The sequence below is a fragment of the Longimicrobium sp. genome, assembly GCF_048594345.1.
GTDB lineage: Bacteria > Gemmatimonadota > Gemmatimonadetes > Longimicrobiales > Longimicrobiaceae > Longimicrobium.
This window is the reverse complement of sequence record NZ_JBMDXM010000123.1, coordinates 1-15,974: the sequence shown is the minus strand read 5'-3', so window position 1 is coordinate 15,974 and position 15,974 is coordinate 1. Positions and strand designations below refer to the sequence as shown.

General features: G+C 68.9%; 14 protein-coding genes. 2 read left to right on the top strand and 12 right to left on the bottom strand.

Annotation, left to right across the window (positions count from 1 at the left end; translation table 11 throughout):
* Window positions 1-551: 551 nt before the first annotated feature.
* The 12 genes from ACOJUJ_RS13585 to ACOJUJ_RS13530 form a co-directional block, all read right to left on the bottom strand.
* The gene (locus tag ACOJUJ_RS13585; RefSeq protein WP_420127426.1) at window positions 552-1,742 is read right to left on the bottom strand and encodes a hypothetical protein; all 1,191 of its coding nucleotides are present in this window, start codon (window positions 1,740-1,742) and stop codon (window positions 552-554) included.
* A gap of 109 nt (window positions 1,743-1,851) precedes the next feature.
* Window positions 1,852-2,094 (bottom strand): hypothetical protein, encoded by a 243-nt coding sequence (locus ACOJUJ_RS13580; RefSeq protein WP_420127425.1) that lies wholly within the window; start codon window positions 2,092-2,094, stop codon window positions 1,852-1,854.
* A 68-nt stretch (window positions 2,095-2,162) separates the two neighbouring features.
* Window positions 2,163-2,717, bottom strand: coding sequence for a peroxiredoxin family protein (locus ACOJUJ_RS13575; protein WP_420127424.1), 555 nt, complete (start codon window positions 2,715-2,717; stop codon window positions 2,163-2,165).
* Window positions 2,714-3,982, bottom strand: coding sequence for a hypothetical protein (locus ACOJUJ_RS13570; protein ID WP_420127423.1), 1,269 nt, complete (start codon window positions 3,980-3,982; stop codon window positions 2,714-2,716). Before ACOJUJ_RS13570 ends, ACOJUJ_RS13575 begins: the two co-directional genes overlap by 4 nt.
* Window positions 3,979-4,575: a hypothetical protein gene (locus tag ACOJUJ_RS13565; protein ID WP_420127422.1), complete on the bottom strand. Its 597-nt coding sequence runs from the start codon at window positions 4,573-4,575 to the stop codon at window positions 3,979-3,981. Before ACOJUJ_RS13565 ends, ACOJUJ_RS13570 begins: the two co-directional genes overlap by 4 nt.
* A gap of 324 nt (window positions 4,576-4,899) precedes the next feature.
* Window positions 4,900-6,438 (bottom strand): Do family serine endopeptidase, encoded by a 1,539-nt coding sequence (locus tag ACOJUJ_RS13560; RefSeq protein ID WP_420127421.1) that lies wholly within the window; start codon window positions 6,436-6,438, stop codon window positions 4,900-4,902.
* A gap of 936 nt (window positions 6,439-7,374) precedes the next feature.
* Entirely contained in the window at window positions 7,375-9,330 is a 1,956-nt protein-coding gene (gene dnaK, locus ACOJUJ_RS13555) for a molecular chaperone DnaK (RefSeq protein ID WP_420127420.1), read from the bottom strand.
* A gap of 221 nt (window positions 9,331-9,551) precedes the next feature.
* Window positions 9,552-10,130: a hypothetical protein gene (locus tag ACOJUJ_RS13550; RefSeq protein ID WP_420127419.1), complete on the bottom strand. Its 579-nt coding sequence runs from the start codon at window positions 10,128-10,130 to the stop codon at window positions 9,552-9,554.
* A gap of 141 nt (window positions 10,131-10,271) precedes the next feature.
* Window positions 10,272-10,886 (bottom strand): hypothetical protein, encoded by a 615-nt coding sequence (locus ACOJUJ_RS13545; RefSeq protein ID WP_420127418.1) that lies wholly within the window; start codon window positions 10,884-10,886, stop codon window positions 10,272-10,274.
* A complete protein-coding gene (locus tag ACOJUJ_RS13540; protein ID WP_420127417.1) occupies window positions 10,883-11,341 on the bottom strand; it encodes a hypothetical protein in 459 nt (152 codons plus the stop codon). Before ACOJUJ_RS13540 ends, ACOJUJ_RS13545 begins: the two co-directional genes overlap by 4 nt.
* Window positions 11,342-11,712: 371 nt before the next feature.
* A complete protein-coding gene (locus ACOJUJ_RS13535; protein WP_420127416.1) occupies window positions 11,713-12,417 on the bottom strand; it encodes an LrgB family protein in 705 nt (234 codons plus the stop codon).
* The gene (locus ACOJUJ_RS13530) at window positions 12,404-12,772 is read right to left on the bottom strand and encodes a CidA/LrgA family protein (RefSeq protein WP_420127415.1); all 369 of its coding nucleotides are present in this window, start codon (window positions 12,770-12,772) and stop codon (window positions 12,404-12,406) included. The genes ACOJUJ_RS13535 and ACOJUJ_RS13530 overlap by 14 nt, the downstream gene beginning before the upstream one ends.
* 174 nt (window positions 12,773-12,946) lie before the next feature.
* Between ACOJUJ_RS13530 and ACOJUJ_RS13525 the strand changes: the two genes are divergently transcribed.
* Entirely contained in the window at window positions 12,947-14,674 is a 1,728-nt protein-coding gene (locus ACOJUJ_RS13525; RefSeq protein WP_420127414.1) for a tetratricopeptide repeat protein, read from the top strand.
* A gap of 194 nt (window positions 14,675-14,868) precedes the next feature.
* Entirely contained in the window at window positions 14,869-15,855 is a 987-nt protein-coding gene (locus ACOJUJ_RS13520) for an aldo/keto reductase (protein ID WP_420127413.1), read from the top strand.
* Window positions 15,856-15,974 lie beyond the last annotated feature (119 nt).

Below are 15,974 nucleotides of genomic sequence, written 5' to 3'. Positions count from 1 at the left end.
GGCTGGCTCGGCGGCACCGGTCCAGCCCCGGGGTGTTGCCAGCGAGATCCTTCGGTCGGCGCTAAAGGTCTTTGTCGCAGCAGGTTCGGAGCGGCGCATCCCTCAGGAAATAAGCTCTTGGTCGATTCTTAAACACACTCTCAGGATGACAGGTGGGGCGTACGGGGGGCTCTGACGAGCCTTGGGGGTAAGGCAGGCTTCGTCTCGCTTCGGATGAAGATCCTTCGGTCGGCGCACGGGCTGCTGCATGTCCCGACGGTTCAGGGCGGCGCCTCTCTCAGGATGACAGGTGGGGGCGGACGGGGCTCTGGCGAGCCCGGGCGTAAGGCAGGCTTCATCTTGCTTCGGATAAAGATCCTTCGGTCGGCGCACGGGCTGCCGCGTGTCACCGACGGATCAGAGCGGCGCCTCTCTCAGGCTCAGGATGACAGGCGGGGGCGGACGGGGGGCTCTGACGAGCCTGGGGGTAAGGCAGGCTTCGTCTCGCTTCGGATGAAAATCCTTCGGGCGGCGCATGGGCAGCCTGGCGGACGACGTCGCGGAAGAACGTGTCAGCGGCCTTCAAGCCGGAACCGAACCACCTGGGGGTGCCCTTCCTCCGCCAGGGCGACCGCGTAGAGATGCTTGCCTCGCACCACCGCCGGCATTCCCTCGGGGAGAGGAATGGGGAGTGTAACCCGGCCCTGGAAAAGTCCGCGGGGATCGAACACGTCCCATGCGGCGTTCGCCTCCGCGGCGGCAAGCGAGGGGCGCACCCACAGCCAGCCCTGGTCGTCCGTCATCACGCTGGTAAAGGCCGGCTTGTGCCGCGGCACGCGCGACAGGTCGATGCGGCCCCCCTGGTCCGTGAACCACTTGAGCCGCGCCGGCAGCGAATCGCGCTCCGCCGCCGTCACCTCCACCGGCGGCGCCGCGCGCTCCACCACCCGCACCGTGTCGCCGGCCGGATCGTGCAGCCGCAGGCGGTAGCGGTCGGAGACGCCGGACCACACGCGGCCGTCCGCGTCCAGTGCCCACACCAGGTCAGGGGAGAAAGGAACGGGCGCCGAGACGTTCACGGGGCCGTTGGAGGCGCTGAACTGCGCGGGGGTAAACGCCGGAAGGTTCACCGGCTGCACCTTGCCCGACGCGGGCTCCACGCGAAGGAGCGCGGGCGGGCCGGCCATGCCGCCGGGCCCGGTGGATACGTCCCACAGCCGCCCCTGGCGGTCAAAGCGGCCGGGCCACGGAAACATGGCCAGCCCGCTGGTGCGCCGCACCGTCTCACGCACCGCGCCGGACGTATCGAAGACGGTAAAGCGGCCGTTGCCGGGGTCCACCACCCACAGCGCGCCGTCCGGCGCCGCCGCCATCCCCATCGGCTGCTTCAGCTCGCCCGGCCCGGCGCCCAGCCCGCCCACCGAGCGCACGTGCCTGCCGTCCGCGCCAAAGGTGCGCAGCTGGCCCGCCTGCGCGTCGAGCACGTACAGCCGCCCCCGCGCATCCACTTCCAGCGCGATGGGCGCGGCGAACACGTCCGGTCCCGCGCCGTCCGCACGGCCCAGGCGCAGGTCCTCGACGGCGCGCCAGGCGGTCTGCTCCGTCCAGGCCCCCTGCTCGGGGTTGTGGACGGCCACGGTGCCGCCGGCGAGCGTGTCCACGCGGACGGTGTCGCCGCCGCCGGCGTCGCGTCCGCAGGCGGCGGCGCCGCAGACCAGCAGCGGCGCGACCAGGCGCGCCGCCTGCTTGAGGCTTGAGGGCATCTATCCTTCTGTCGCTGAATGGAGAGGTGGGATCGAAAAGGTGATTCTCGCGTGCGCTCCACGTCCACGCCGAGCCCGGCCGGGGCGGTCGTTGGGTCGGAGGCGGCGCTTACTGCTCGGCGGGTGGGCCGCTGCTGCAGCTGCACGAGGCGGTGCGCGTCCAGAAGGTGCAGGTGCAGGTGCAGTTGCCCGTTCCGCTGCACGAGCCGTTGGCGCAGTTCACACTGCACGAAGGCGGGTCCTGGGCGTAGATCTGCTGCACCAGCTTGGGGGAGAAGAACAGCGCGGCGGCGGCCAGCAGCGCGCCCAGCGCCAGCCGGATGCGGGTGGATCGGTGGCTGTGTGCGTTCATGGACGTCCTCGTCGTGACGGGTGGATGAATAGGTTCGTGCTATCTGGCCGGGCCCGGCTTCCCTACTTCTATCGTCGCTGTGCGAGGCCACTCCGGGCAAAGCGCAGCACCGCAGCCTTGCCGGCCGGGGTGAGCGCGCCCAGGATCTCCCCTCGCACCCGTCCGTCCTGAATCAGCAGTGTCGCCGGCGTGTTGCCGACGCCAAAGGCCGCATGCACCCCGGCGGGCGTGGCGGTGATCACGCGAACGTGGCGATCCAGCCCGGCCCAGTAATCCTGCGCCGCCGCGGTGTGCGCGGGCTGCGCCGGCGCCACGGCGTACAGATCCACGTCCGCGTCCCGTGTTTCGCCCACGAGGTCGATCCAGTTGGCCATGTTCGCGTGGCACACCTGGCAGTCCGGCAGGTAGACGAAGACGATGGCCCGCTGGGCCCGCGCGACCTCCGCCAGCGGCGAGCCGGCCGGCGCGCGCACGGGCGCGTCGCGCGGCGTCGCCAGGCCGGTGCGCTCTCCGGCGTGCGGTGCGCGGGCCCAGGTGGCGGCCGCGCGCGCCGTCTTCCATCCGCTCAGCAGCAGGACGCCCACCAGCACGGCGGTGATGATGTGGTGCGCCTGGCGTCTCATCGTCCCTCCTCTACGCGGTAGGCTTCTACGCGCTGCACGTACATCTCGCCCTCGGCAATGCCGTACGCCAGGCCGTCGATGATGTGCAGCGGTTCGAATCCGGCGGGCAGCAGGACATCGTCCGATGGCGTGCCGTCCGCATGTGTTCGATTCCACGTCCGGCTGAACCCCCGCCAGCTATCCCGCATGTCGAAGCCGCGCGTCCACAGCGAGCCGCCGGGACCGGCCAGCAGGCCGGTGACGGCGGGGCGCACGGAGGCGTAGAACCGCCGGTTCAGCGGTTCGAGCACCGCCACCGGGGTGGTGGGCGAGGCGATCAGGTGGCGGTCGCGCTCGCCTTCCAGGTGGCGCAGGCGGTCCTTGCGGGTCACGCGGGCGTAGCCGTGCTCGCGGCGCAGGCGCATGGTCCGGCCGCTGGTGGCGATGCGGTACGCCTCGTCGGGGCCGCCGGGGGCAAAGAGCACGGTGCCGTCCGCCAGCACCTCCCAGCGGGCCTCGGGCGACCATGCGGGGGGATGCGACCAGTGGGTGACGCTCGTTCCCGGGGCCGGCTCCACGTGCGACGCATGGATGGCTGGGATGGCGAAGCCGAAGAGCGCCCGCGGCGACCGCGCGGCCGTGTCCAGCCGCACCAGCGCGCCGCCCTGCTCCGCGCGCGACACCTGCAGCGGGTCGGAGTGCACCTCCATCACGTATCCGCCGCCGAACGCGCGGATGCGCCGCACCTTGCCGCGTGGGTCGGCCGCACCCGGCGCCAGCACGCGCGCCACGGCGCCCGCGGGGGTGTGCACGGTCAGCCGCTGCGTGTCCACGTCCCACACCGCTACCTCGCCGCTCCACGGCAGCACCAGCAGCTGCACCGGCCGCCGGAACTCGCCCGGTCCTTTGCCCTTGCCGCCAAAGGAGAAGAGAAAGCGCCCGTTCGCTGCGAACGCGGAGACGGACAGGCTCATCCCGTCCAGCACGTAAACGGTGTCGCCGGACAGGCTGGGCGCCACGTCCGCCACGCTACCGAACCCCGCCTCCGCGTCCCCCGCGTCCCCGTCGATGCGCAGCACCCGCTGGCCCGTGCCGATCGCGCGGGCGTCCCCGGAGGTGCGCGCAGGGAGCAGGCGGTCCACGTCCGGCCTGAGCGCGACGGGGGCGGTGAAGAGCGGCGACGACAGCTCACGATCCGCCCGCGCGCCCGCGCGAAAGGCGGAAAGCGCGCCCACGCCCAGCAGCAGCAGCGCCCCCGTGCCCAGCACCGCGGCGCGCCGCCTCATCGTCCCGCCTCCGCCGGAGTCGCGGGCGTGAGCAGCGCGGTGATCCGCCGGACATCGGCGAGGGCCGGGACGGCGGGGCGGCTGTAGCGCGCCAGGCCATCGGCATCCATCACCATCCACCGCGCCCGGCCCATCTCCGCCGCGACGGGTGAACCGGCGCGCAGCATCCGCGTGCCGACGGCCCGCGCCACGCACGGATCGACGTCCGCCGAAAACGCGATCCAGCGCAGACTTGAATCATCCGAACTCTGCGCCGCCAGCGTGCAGAGCGCGGAAGCGTCCGAAGCGGCCGAATCAGAGCGCACGACCATCCGCACACCGCCGCCCGCGGGCACCAGCGCGTGCAGGGCGGGGAGCGTCGTGCCGTACGGCACCGGCGACACCGCTTGCAGCCGCGCCTGGACGGCGTAATGCCGCTCCCGCATCTGGGCAAAGCTCTGCACGCCCTCCGCCGCCATCATGGCCGCGAGCGCCGCGATGGCCAGCAGCAGGGTGCGGAACGCGCGCGGCGAGAGGGTTTCCACCCCGCGGGCGGGAGGCGGCGGTGCCGATGGCGCGGGTACGCGCGGTGGCGCGGGGGCGGCGGAGCTCATCAACCGGAACCTGGATGCAATCGAAATAAAATTCGGTGCCGCGCCGCTCCGGCGATGGTGATCGTCGGAAGGTGTGTGGGACGGCCCCAAGCGTGTGCTGACTAGACGGTAAGTCTCGCGCGGCTAGCCGTCAAGGATCTTCGGATAAAGTGTGTATAAAACGTATAATTCGGATAATGGCGGGAACGACTTACGAAAATTGTCGATTCCCGCTGTCGCGAATCGCGAGGTTGAAGCGTGGGAGGGTGATGCGTGCGTAACGAACGAAAGCGCCACCCGATCGGCTCGGGTGGCGCTCCGTGTCGGCAGAGGTGCGGAAAGGTGTCAGTCCGGCAGCCGGACGTTCAGGATGCCGTTCTCGCCGCGCGGAAAGGTGACCCGCAGCGACACCACCTCGCCGCCGCGCTTGCGCTCTACCAGGCGGCGGAAGGCGGCCACGTCGGTCACCGCCTGGCCGTCCACCGCCAGGATGCGCGTGCACCGGCCGATGCCGTTGCGCGCCCCCGCGCCAAACCGCTCCACGTCCGTCACCACCAGCCCCGCCGGCTGCCCCTCGATGCGGCACTCGCGCGCCACGTCGGGCGTCACGGGTGAGACAGCCACGCCCAGCCGGGTGGACCCCTCCGCCGCGGCCGGCGCCTCGGCGCGGGCCTCCTGCGGCGCATCGGCGGCGTTTGGCGCCTCGCCCAGCCGCACCGTAACGCGCTGGCGGTCGCCGTAGCGGATCACGTCCAGCGTCACCTGCTCGCCAGGGCGGCGGGTGGCGATCATCCGCTGGAACTGGCCCACCCGCTGCACCGCCCGCCCGTCCACCGCCACGATTACGTCGCCCTGGCGCACGCCGGCTTCGCGCGCGGGGCTGGTGGGCGGAAAGTCCTGCGCCACCACGCCCTCGATGCGCTCCAGCCGGTACACCTCGGCGTCCTCGGGGCGCACGTTGGTCACCTGAATGCCCACGGCCGGGCGCCGCACCTTGCCGTAGCGGATCAGGTCGTCCGCCACCTTGCGCGCCAGGTCGATGGGCACGGCAAACCCGTAGCCCGTGTACAGCCCCGTGGGCGACGCGATGGCGCTGTTCACGCCCACCACCTCGCCGCGCAGGTTCACCAGCGGACCGCCGCTGTTCCCCGGGTTGATGGGCGCGTCGGTCTGCACAAAGTCTTCGATGGCCCACGCGGCGTTCTCGCCCGCGTTGCTGCCGATCAGGTTGCGCAGCGAGCGCCCCTGCGCGCTCACGATCCCCGAGGTGACGGTGGTGCCCAGGTCCAGCGGGTTGCCGATGGCCAGCACCCACTCGCCAATGTGCACGTCGTCGCTGCGTCCCAGCCGCACGGCGGGAAAGCGCTCGCCGTCCACCTTGATCACGGCCACGTCGGTCAGCGGGTCGCGCCCCACCAGGCGGGCGCGCAGCTGCCGGTTGTCGGTGAGGATGACGTTGATCTCGTCCGCGTCGGCGATGACGTGGTTGTTGGTGATGATGTAGCCGTCCTCGGTGATCAGAAAGCCCGAGCCGCTGGACTCCTGCGGCCCCTGCGGACCCTGGGGGACGTTGAAGGGGAACGGAAACGCCTCCTCTCCTTCCTCGTCCTGCTGGCCGCGGGGGCGGCGGGCGTTTGCGCGCGGCCCGCGCTCCGTCTCGATGCTCACCACCGACGGCGTAACCGATTCGGCGATGGAGATGAACGCCTGGCTCAGCTCGGCCACCGGGCGCACCTCGGCGCTGGAGGGCCGCTCGGTGGTCTGGAGAATGGACGCGTGCGAGCCGGCGGTCCATTCCATCCCGCTGGCCAGCAGCACGCCGCCCGCAAAGGCGCCGGCGGTCACACCCAACAGCTTCAGCTTGGCACGTACCGGATCGAGCATGGTCGTTCCTGATCTCATCTGCTTGTTTGCCGCACTACGGGGATTGCACCACGTGTAGTATCGCGCTGCACACGGGTGGCGCGGAAGGGGCGTGGAATTAGACCATCGTTAATCGCTCGACCTTGCAAGACGCCAACCATCTTTCTCCACAGGGGAGTTCCGTCCGCCCGCACCTCGGCCGTGGAGCGGGGGGAGGGTTCTCGGGATCGCGCATCAGGTGGTGCATGCCGCCTGCTCCCGTGTGCCGTGGACGCCCCTCCGCCGATCCGCATGCTTCTTCAAAAAAACGCGGATGGCCCCCTGCCGCATTCCATCACCCTGCCGTTTCCGACACCTCTACAAAAGATCGCGCCTCGTCGACATCCCTCACCCGCACCCGACACCTGGGAATCCGGCTTTAGACGGAGTCCCAAAACAGCGGGTGCGGACGATCACTGTCTCGGTTGTTCCTCCAGAAGCACACTGTCATCCTGAGGGAGCGCACACCGGAAACATCATAATCACAAGAGCTTGCGCGCGAGCGAAGGATCTTTGTCGGGTCGCGGGGCGCCAAGCTTCCGGGAGTCGTTCACGTCCCTCGCGCCGAGGCCAGTTGTAGCCGACAGGATGGTGCGCCCAGCCGGCAGATTCTTCGGTCGGCGCACACGCTTTCGTGCATCCCGACAGGACGATGCGTGCGCCTCTCTCAGACTGACACCGATCCGCCGGATCGTGTCGGTACTCTCCTGAGTGGTTGGTCTCAGACCTGGAGATCAGAGGAACCGGCACGAGCAAAACTCCGTTAACTCCGTTGACTCGGTGTGAAACCAATGCCGCGCCGTCCCATTCGACAGAGCCTGTGGAGCGGGATCGAAGATTTTCTCGGACGAAAAAAGACGGCCCCGGCTCCGGAAATCCGGAGTCGGGGCCGCTCGGTTACCTCAGACCGGGACGCGGTCAGTTCTGCTTGTTGTCGTCCACGATCTCGTAGTCCGCCTCGACCACGTCGTCCTGCGGGCGCGCCGACGCCGTGGCGTCGTCATCGAAACCGGCACCCGCCGTGGCGCCGCCGCTGAAGCCGGCGTCGGCACCGGCGCCCGACGCGGCCTGCTGCGCCTGGTAAATGCTGGCACCCGCCGCGGAGTAGGCGCTCTGCAGCTCTTCCGTGGCCGCGCGAACCTCGCCAACGTCGTCCTGCTTGAGCGCCTTGCGGGCACGCTCCAGCGACTCGTTCAGCTTGTCCTTGCTGCCCTGGTCCAGCTTGTCCTCCCACTCCTTGACGTTCTTCTCCACCTCGTAGACCATGGAGTCCAGCCGGTTGCGCGCCTCAACCTGCTCGCGCCGCGACTTGTCCTCGCTGGCGTGGCTCTCGGCGTCCTTGACCATCTTGTCGATCTCGGTGTCCGACAGCCCGCTGCTGGCTTCGATGCGGATCTTCTGCTCCTTGCCCGTGGCGCGGTCCTTGGCCGACACGTGCAGGATGCCGTTCGCGTCGATGTCGAACGTCACCTCGATCTGCGGCATGCCGCGGGGTGCCGGCGGAATGCCCTGCAGCTGGAACTTGCCGATGGTCTTGTTGTAGACCGCCATCTCGCGCTCGCCCTGCAGCACGTGGATCTCCACCGTGGTCTGGCTGTCCTCGGCCGTCGAGAACGTTTCCGACTTCTTGGTGGGGATGGTCGTGTTGCGCTCGATGAGCTTGGTGAACACGCCGCCCAGCGTCTCGATGCCCAGCGACAGCGGCGTCACGTCCAGCAGCAGCACGTCCTTCACCTCGCCGGCCAGCACGCCGCCCTGGATGGCCGCGCCCACGGCCACCACCTCGTCCGGGTTCACCCCGCGGTGCGGCTCCTTGCCAAAGAAGTCCTTCACCACTTCCTGGATCTTGGGGATGCGCGTGCTGCCGCCCACCAGGATCACCTCGTCGATGTCACCCTTGCTGAGCCCCGCATCCTTGAGCGCCTGCTCCATGGGCGCACGGGTGCGCTGCACCAGGTCGTCCACCAGCTGCTCGAAGCGGGCGCGGCTCAGGCTCACGTTCAGGTGCTTGGGGCCCTCCTGCGTGGCCGTGATAAAGGGAAGGTTGATGTCGGTCGACATGGTGGTCGACAGCTCCATCTTGGCCTTCTCCGCCGCCTCCTTCAGGCGCTGCAGCGCCATGGGATCCTTGCTCAGGTCGATCCCCTGGTCCTTGCGGAACTCCTCCACCAGCCAGTCGATGATCTTCTGGTCGAAGTCGTCGCCGCCCAGGTGGGTGTCGCCGTTGGTGGCCTTGACCTCGAACACGCCCTCGCCCAGCTCCAGGATGGAGATGTCGTAGGTGCCGCCGCCCAGGTCGTAGACCGCGATCTTTTCTTCCTTCTTCTTGTCCAGGCCGTACGCCAGCGCCGCCGCGGTGGGCTCGTTGATGATGCGCAGCACCTCGAGGCCCGCGATCTTGCCGGCGTCCTTGGTGGCCTGCCGCTGCTCGTCGTTGAAGTACGCGGGCACGGTGATCACCGCCTGGGTGACCGTGGTGCCCAGGTAGTCCTCGGCGGTCTGCTTCATCTTCTGCAGCGTCATCGCCGAAATCTCGGGCGGGGTGAAGGTCTTGCCCACGTTGGGCACCTCCACCTGCGCCAGCCCGCCGCCGCCGGCCGTCACCTTGTACGGCACCAGCTTCTCCTCCTGCTGCACCTCGGCCTCCTTGCGGCCCATGAAGCGCTTGATGGAGAAGATGGTGTTGGTGGGGTTGGTGATGGCCTGGCGGCGCGCCACCTGGCCCACCAGCCGCTCGCCGTCCTTGGTGAACGCCACAACGGACGGCGTGGTGCGGCCGCCCTCGGCGTTGGGGATCACCACCGGGTCGCCGCCTTCCATCACGGCGACTACGGAGTTGGTGGTCCCAAGATCGATCCCGATGACCTTCGCCATGCCGGGTCCCTTTCGTTGTTTACGTTGCGATTTGAACCGGAAAACAAAGGCGCCCACGAGGCGTTCTGTTCGCCCGGGCGCCCTAAAGCGCTGCCTTCCCTAGGGCAACGCATATGCCACGTTTTTCAGGTGTTTTCCTGCTGTTCCGGCCGCTTTCCTGTCAGATCGGCATGGCTGCCATGCGAGCACGCTCAGTACCCGGCCTGCCGCGATTGCACCCGTTAGTCCTGATCGAATCTCCGCTTCAGTCTCCGGAGGATCTCGGCGAAGTTTACCGTGAAGCCTTTGCCTTCGTACTTAGTGACGTCTATCACGCCAGGTACGAGCGGTTCGGAGTCCGCATCCAGGTTGCCTAATGGCAGGAGGGGAAGCGTTGCGACCTGCTGCTGGTTCGCGAGTAGCTGCTGATAGGTGAAGTTGGAGAGTTGGAGGGCCTCGATTTGCGCGTTCTTAGCTTGAATGACGGCGCTCGAGATGGCCAGTTGCCCCTTGAGATGGAAGATGTTCGCATTCAGTTGCTGAACCGCAATATCGTCGTACGATGGCGCCTGCGCTGCGAACTCCGGAGAGTCGGGGAGTCGGAGGTATATCTCCAATGCCTCGCTAATGCGATCAAGAGCTTCGGCGCCATCTTTAGGAGTGACGCTGAAGAGAATCTGATGTGCCTGGTGTTTGATGCTCGCATCTGCCTCAATTCCCATGTCGCGTAAGAACTGCACGAAGTACAGGAGGTATTGCTCGCACGCGGTATCAACGCTCGGGGGGAAGTTGAATAGCGTGACCAGCGTGTTTCGATCCACCTTCGCGGCAAGTTGAGCTTGAGCTGTTCGAATGATCTCAGAGAGAGTATCTGTCCAACGACTTAACTCTGCCTGCAGGGAAGATTCTGAGGATTCCGTTGGCCGGCACCAAAATTCGAATTGAGATATCGGAGTGTAAGATTAGGTGCGCTCGTCCTGGTAGGCGTGCGTGGCGGTGCCCACGTGGTCCAGCCCGTCGTCCGTGCAGACGCGGTCGCCCAACGGTTCGTCGCCCGCCCGCTCCAGGCGCAGGGTGCTGGTGAACCCGGACTGCCGCAGGCGCGTCAGCTCGCCGGCGGACAGCCATACCGGCAGGCGGGGGTCGCGCTCCGGCGGGCGCGTGGGCTCCACGGACCAGAGCGCGGCCCACACGCTGGGCTGCATGAGCGCGATGTCGAACACGCCGTTGCCGCCGTAGCTGAAGCCGGTCAGGTAGGTGCGCCGGGGATCGCCGCCGTGCTGGGCCTGCACGCGCAGCGCGATGCCGCGCACCTCGTCACTCCAGGCGCGCCACAGGTCGCCCTGCTCCGGAAGCTGCGGTGCCACGACGATGAACTCCGCGGCGACGGCGGGATTGCCCGCCCGCAGCGGCCCGTGCGTCGTGACCGCGGCGCGCAGTTCCATCGGCGCGCCCTCGTTGTATCCGTGCAGAAACACCAGAACGGGTTGCGGCTCCCCGGTCTCACCGCCCGGCGGCAGGGAAAGCAGGTAGCGCAGCGGCGCATCGTCGACGATCCGCACCTCGGTTTCGGTCATTGGCGTTCGATGGATCCGGTCACGTCCGTGCCGCGTTTCTCCGCGACGCGCTGCAGTCCGCGCGCGATGCCGTCACGCACGGTGTCGCTGTACGAGTCACGGGGCAGATCGGTTGCAGCCGCGGCGGCGAGGCCGTAGAAGTGGCGTGCCTGGTCCCGTTGGCCCAGTTGCTCGTGCGAGTGGCCCAGGTTCAGGTAGAGCGATGGATAGAAGCCGCGGACGCGCTCGTCGCCCACGGCGTCGGCGCGCGCCAGGGCCTCCTGGTTCCACCGCAGCGTGTCGGAGGTCGTGGCCTGGTGGCGGGCGACGAAGTGCGCGGCGATGGCAGCGTCGTAGTCGTCGGCGCGGGCGTCCCAGGCGCGGACGAACAGGTCGCGCGCCTCGGTGGGGCGGCCCGCGAACTCCGCCTCCATCCCCTGCGCGCAGAGCTTTACCACCGGGTTGTCGGGATCCATCAACACAGCCTTTTCCGCGCTGTTGCGAGGGACGGCGTCGCACGTTCAACAGGCGGAAAGAAGCCGCGGCTGGGGCGCCCGGCCGCGGCCTGCACTACGGACGAAAGCCACCGCGGGCGAAAGCCACCACGGGCTAAAGCCCGCGGCTGGAACCGCCATAAGCCCTGTCTCCGCGCCGGGGCGCGGCACGGAACAGGGCTTCACTCGCTCCCGCGACCAGCGTCCGCCGCGCAGCCGCCAGCAGTCGCGGGCGATGACCAAACTCCAAAGCCCGGGCGCGCACCGTGCCATCGGCGTGCACCACACCCGCCAATCCGCGAAGGCGGATTTCGTGTGGTTGTTGCCGCGAATTGATTCGCCCTCGCCTTCCCTCACCGCGTCCATCCCAGCCACACCAGCAGCCAGACGGCCAGCGGCGCCAGGACGGCGGTGAACACGCCCATCACGCCGATGGCCAGGCCGCTGCTGGCGGCTTCGACCTCGCCCTCTTCCGCGGCGCGGGCGGTGCCCACGCCGTGCGCCGCGGCGCCCAGCGCCAGGCCAAACGCGGTGCGGCTGCGCACGCCGATCATCCGCAGCAGCGGCGGCCCGATCACCGCGCCCAGGATGCCGCTCAGGATGGACACCGCGGCGGAAAGCGGGGGAAGCCCACCCAGGCGCTCGCTGATGCCGATGGCGATGGGCGTGGTCACCGCGCGCGGCGCCAGCGTGCGCACCGTCTGCGGCCATCCGCCCAGCGCCACGGCCGTCAGCACGGCGGAGAACGTGCCCACGGCGGCCCCGGCCAGCAGCGACAGGAGCACGGCCTTGCCGCGGCGTCCGATCGTCTCCATCTGCCGGGAGAGCGGAAGCGCCAGCGCGACCACCGCCGGGCCCAGAAAGAAGGTCAGCACCCGTCCACCCTGCTCGTACACCGGCTGCGGGATGCCCAGCAGCGTGAGCGCGGCGATCAGCACCACCATGGAAACCAGCACCGGGTGCAGCCAAACGGACTTCAGCCGCCGCTGCAGCCGCCGCGCGGCGGCGTAAACGGCGACGGTGGCAAGGATGGCGAGCAGCGCCTCAACGAGGTGCATCGCGCTCCATCCGCTGCTGCATCCATCCCACCACCAGCAGCACCGCCACCGTGCTCACCACCATCGCCGCCAGAGCGGGCAGCCACTGGCGGCGCATGGGGCCGGCGTACGCCATCACCCCCACGCCCGCGGGGACAAAGAGGAGCCCCATGGTGCGGATGAGCAGCTCCGCCGCGGGCTGAACGGTGCGCTCCGGAATCCACCGCAGCCGCAGGGCGCCCACCAGCATCAGCATCCCCGTCACGCTCCCCGGCAGCGGCAGCCGCAGCAGCCGCGCGATCGCCTCGCCCGTCCACAGGAACGCGAGCAGGATTCCCAGGCCCAGCAGGTAGTGGGCGGCACGGCGCAGCTTCATCCGAACAAGCTCGTTCCACCGCCCCGCGCGGGCAAGCGGGCACCGGGCGCCGCGCGAGCCTCTTGATGCGGATCGATTATGCTAGTACACTAGCACGTGCTAGTATACTAGCATGACTCCCATCTCTGGCCCGCCCTCGCGGCTGGCGCGCGTGTCTCCTGCCCAAGTGGATTCATGCCCACCAAGCTTCTCGTCCTGCTCGCCCTCCTGCTCCTTTCATCCCGCCCCGCCGGTGCCCAGTGGTACGACCCCGCGTCCGGACAGAGCCCCATGGTGCTGATGGCGGGGCCCGCGGACGGGGTGGCGTACTACGAGATGAAGGAGCGGGCGCGGGTGCTGAACCAGGAGCGGAAGTTCGCGGAGGCGCTGCCGCTGCTGGAGCAACTGGTGCGCGACTATCCGCGCGATCCCGAGAACTGGACCCTGCTGGGCCGCGCGCGCTACTGGCTTGGCAAGCACCGCGAGGCGGCGGACGCGTGGGGGCAGGCCGGCCCGCTGATCGGCTGGGATCTGCAGTACGCCAACGGCTACCGCGTGGCGTTCGCGCTGGGAAGCGCGGGCGACCGGCGCGCGGCGCTGGACACGCTGCGCCACATGATCTTTCAGCGGCACGGCTACTTTCGCCGCAGCCTGGAGAGCTGGCCGGAGTTCGCCATGCTCAAGGAAGACCCCGAGTTCCAGGAGATCATCGGCAAGGTGAACACCACCGGGTGGACGCGCGACCAGGGATGGGCGTACGACGTGGAGTTTCTGTACAACGAGATGAAGCGGGTGAACCCGGACTACCGCGACCGGCCGCTCCCCGAGGAGGTCACGCGCCGGTACGAGGCGCTCAAGCGCGACATCCCCCGCCTGTCGGACGAGGAGATCTTCATCGGGATGGAGCGCATGCTGGCGCCGCTGCGCCAGGGGCACGTTTCCATCTGGAACCCGCCGGGGAACCGGTATCTGCCGGCGCGGCTCTACGCCTTTCCCGAGGGGCTGTTCATCATCGAATCGCCCGATCCGCAGCTGGTGGGCGCGCGCATCGTGGCGTTCGGCGACACCCCGGCGGAGGAGGCGATGCGTCTGAGCGCCGGACGGGCGAGTGTGGACGGCGACATGCAGTACCTGTGGGGTGTATCGGGGCTGGCGGAAACTGCGTCGCTCAAGGGGCTGGGCATCATCGACCGGGTGGATTCCGTTCCCCTGACGCTGCAGTTTCGGGACGGGCGCACCCGCACCGTGCGCGTGGCCACCCTGGCCACGGAGCCCGAGGGGCGCCAGGACCGGCTGGTGGCCCCGCCCGGCGTGGCCCCGCCCCTGTTCCTGCGCGACATCGTGGTCACGCAAAAGCACTGGGAAACGCCGCTGCCGCAGCACGACGCGCTGTACGTGCAGGTGAACAACCTGGTGGACGAGCAGAACGAAACGCTGGCGCGGTTTGGCCAGCGGCTGTGGGCGGTGCTCGATAGCGTGCAGCCGGCGAACCTGATCCTGGACCTGCGCCACAACAACGGCGGCACCACGCAGCTGTACCCGGAGCTGCTGCGCACCCTGGTGGCGTTCAGCCGGCCGGCGGGGCGCCAGGTGTACGTGCTGATCGGCCGCCGCAGCTTTTCGGCGACGGGCAACTTTGTCACCGACCTGGAGCGGCTGGTGGACCCCATTTTCGTCGGCGAGGCCAGCAGCGAGTGCTGCAACCTGTACGGCGATCCCACCACACTGACGCTGCCGTACAGCGGAACGCAGGGTGAGATGACGGCGGTAAAGTGGCAGTTGAGCACGCCGTCCGACCGGCGGCGGGAGATGAGCCCCGAAGTCCCCGTGCAGCTGACCGCCGCCGCGTACTTCGCCGGCCAGGACCCCGCCATGGACGCCATCTTTCGGATGATCGCCAGCCGGCGCTCCGCGTCGCGCTGAAAGGAAAACGCACGCAGAGCAGCAGCGGTGCAGCGGAGCCAGGAGTTATGCGAAACTCCTCTGCTGCTCTGTTTCTCTGCCGCTCTGCGTGAGTGCCGTTGCCCAGTATGCGGCCCGATCCTTGAAGTGAAACCGAACCGGTTACAGATTCATGCCGTAACACGGCTTCTTTACCGGAACGGATCGGGGGAACGATGGACAGAAGGACGCTGGGGCAGGGGCTGCAGGTGAGCGAGCAGGGGCTGGGATGCATGGGGATGAGCGAGTTCTACTCCGCCGCCGACGAGGGGGAGTCCATCGCCACCATCCACCGCGCCCTGGACCTGGGGATCAACTTTCTGGACACGGCCGACATGTACGGGCCGTTCACCAACGAAACGCTGGTGGGGCGCGCCATCCGCGACCGCCGCGACGGTGTGGTGCTGGCCACCAAGTTCGGCAACTGGCGCGGCGAGGACGGTTCGTTCAAGGGTGTGCGCGGCGACCCGGAGTACGTGCGTCAGGCGTGCGACGCGTCGCTGCGGCGGCTGGGGGTGGACCACATCGACCTGTACTACCAGCACCGCGTGGATCCCACCGTGCCCATCGAAGACACGGTGGGCGCCATGGCCGAGCTGGTGGCCGCCGGCAAGGTGCGCCACCTGGGGCTTAGCGAGGCCGCGCCCGAAACCATCCGCCGCGCGCACGCCGTGCACCCCATCGCCGCGCTGCAGACGGAGTGGTCGCTGTGGACCCGCGACGTGGAGGAGAACGGCATCCTGGACACCGTGCGCGAGCTGGGGATCGGCTTTGTGGCGTACAGCCCGCTGGGGCGCGGCTTTCTGACGGGTAGATTCCAGACGTTCGAGGACTTGCCCCACGACGACTACCGCCGCCAGCAGCCGCGCTTTCAGGGCGAGAACTTTGGCAAGAACCTGGACCTGGTGCGCGAGGTGGAGGCGATGGCGCGGGAAAAGGGCGTCACGCCATCGCAGCTGGCGCTGGCGTGGGTGCTGGCGCAGGGCGGGGACGTGGTGCCCATCCCCGGCACCAAGCGGGTAAAGTACCTGGAAGAGAACGCCGCCGCCGGCGACGTGGAGCTTTCGGCCGACGAGCTGCGCCGCCTGGACGAGACGTTCCCCGTGGGCGCCGCCGCGGGAACGCGCTACCCCGAGGCCAGCATGAAGGCCGTCAACCGGTAGGATCGGCGCGGCGAACGGAACGAGCGTGGGGGCCCGACGGGGCGCCCACGCTCGGTTTAGTGCTTTTTGGGGGCTCGACCCGATACGGATGCGCGCGGGGGGGGTGAAAACCACCTGAT

Bases quoted from the DNA above. Each gene is read 5' to 3' on its own strand.
- ACOJUJ_RS13585 (WP_420127426.1), bottom strand. From the start codon at position 1,742: ATGCCCTCAAGCCTCAAGCAGGCGGCGCGCCTGGTCGCGCCGCTGCTG.
- ACOJUJ_RS13580 (WP_420127425.1), bottom strand. From the start codon at position 2,094: ATGAACGCACACAGCCACCGATCCACCCGCATCCGGCTGGCGCTGGGC.
- ACOJUJ_RS13575 (WP_420127424.1), bottom strand. From the start codon at position 2,717: ATGAGACGCCAGGCGCACCACATCATCACCGCCGTGCTGGTGGGCGTC.
- ACOJUJ_RS13570 (WP_420127423.1), bottom strand. From the start codon at position 3,982: ATGAGGCGGCGCGCCGCGGTGCTGGGCACGGGGGCGCTGCTGCTGCTG.
- ACOJUJ_RS13565 (WP_420127422.1), bottom strand. From the start codon at position 4,575: ATGAGCTCCGCCGCCCCCGCGCCACCGCGCGTACCCGCGCCATCGGCA.
- ACOJUJ_RS13560 (WP_420127421.1), bottom strand. From the start codon at position 6,438: ATGCTCGATCCGGTACGTGCCAAGCTGAAGCTGTTGGGTGTGACCGCC.
- dnaK (WP_420127420.1), bottom strand. From the start codon at position 9,330: ATGGCGAAGGTCATCGGGATCGATCTTGGGACCACCAACTCCGTAGTC.
- ACOJUJ_RS13545 (WP_420127418.1), bottom strand. From the start codon at position 10,886: ATGACCGAAACCGAGGTGCGGATCGTCGACGATGCGCCGCTGCGCTAC.
- ACOJUJ_RS13540 (WP_420127417.1), bottom strand. From the start codon at position 11,341: ATGGATCCCGACAACCCGGTGGTAAAGCTCTGCGCGCAGGGGATGGAG.
- ACOJUJ_RS13535 (WP_420127416.1), bottom strand. From the start codon at position 12,417: ATGCACCTCGTTGAGGCGCTGCTCGCCATCCTTGCCACCGTCGCCGTT.
- ACOJUJ_RS13530 (WP_420127415.1), bottom strand. From the start codon at position 12,772: ATGAAGCTGCGCCGTGCCGCCCACTACCTGCTGGGCCTGGGAATCCTG.
- ACOJUJ_RS13525 (WP_420127414.1), top strand. From the start codon at position 12,947: ATGCCCACCAAGCTTCTCGTCCTGCTCGCCCTCCTGCTCCTTTCATCC.
- ACOJUJ_RS13520 (WP_420127413.1), top strand. From the start codon at position 14,869: ATGGACAGAAGGACGCTGGGGCAGGGGCTGCAGGTGAGCGAGCAGGGG.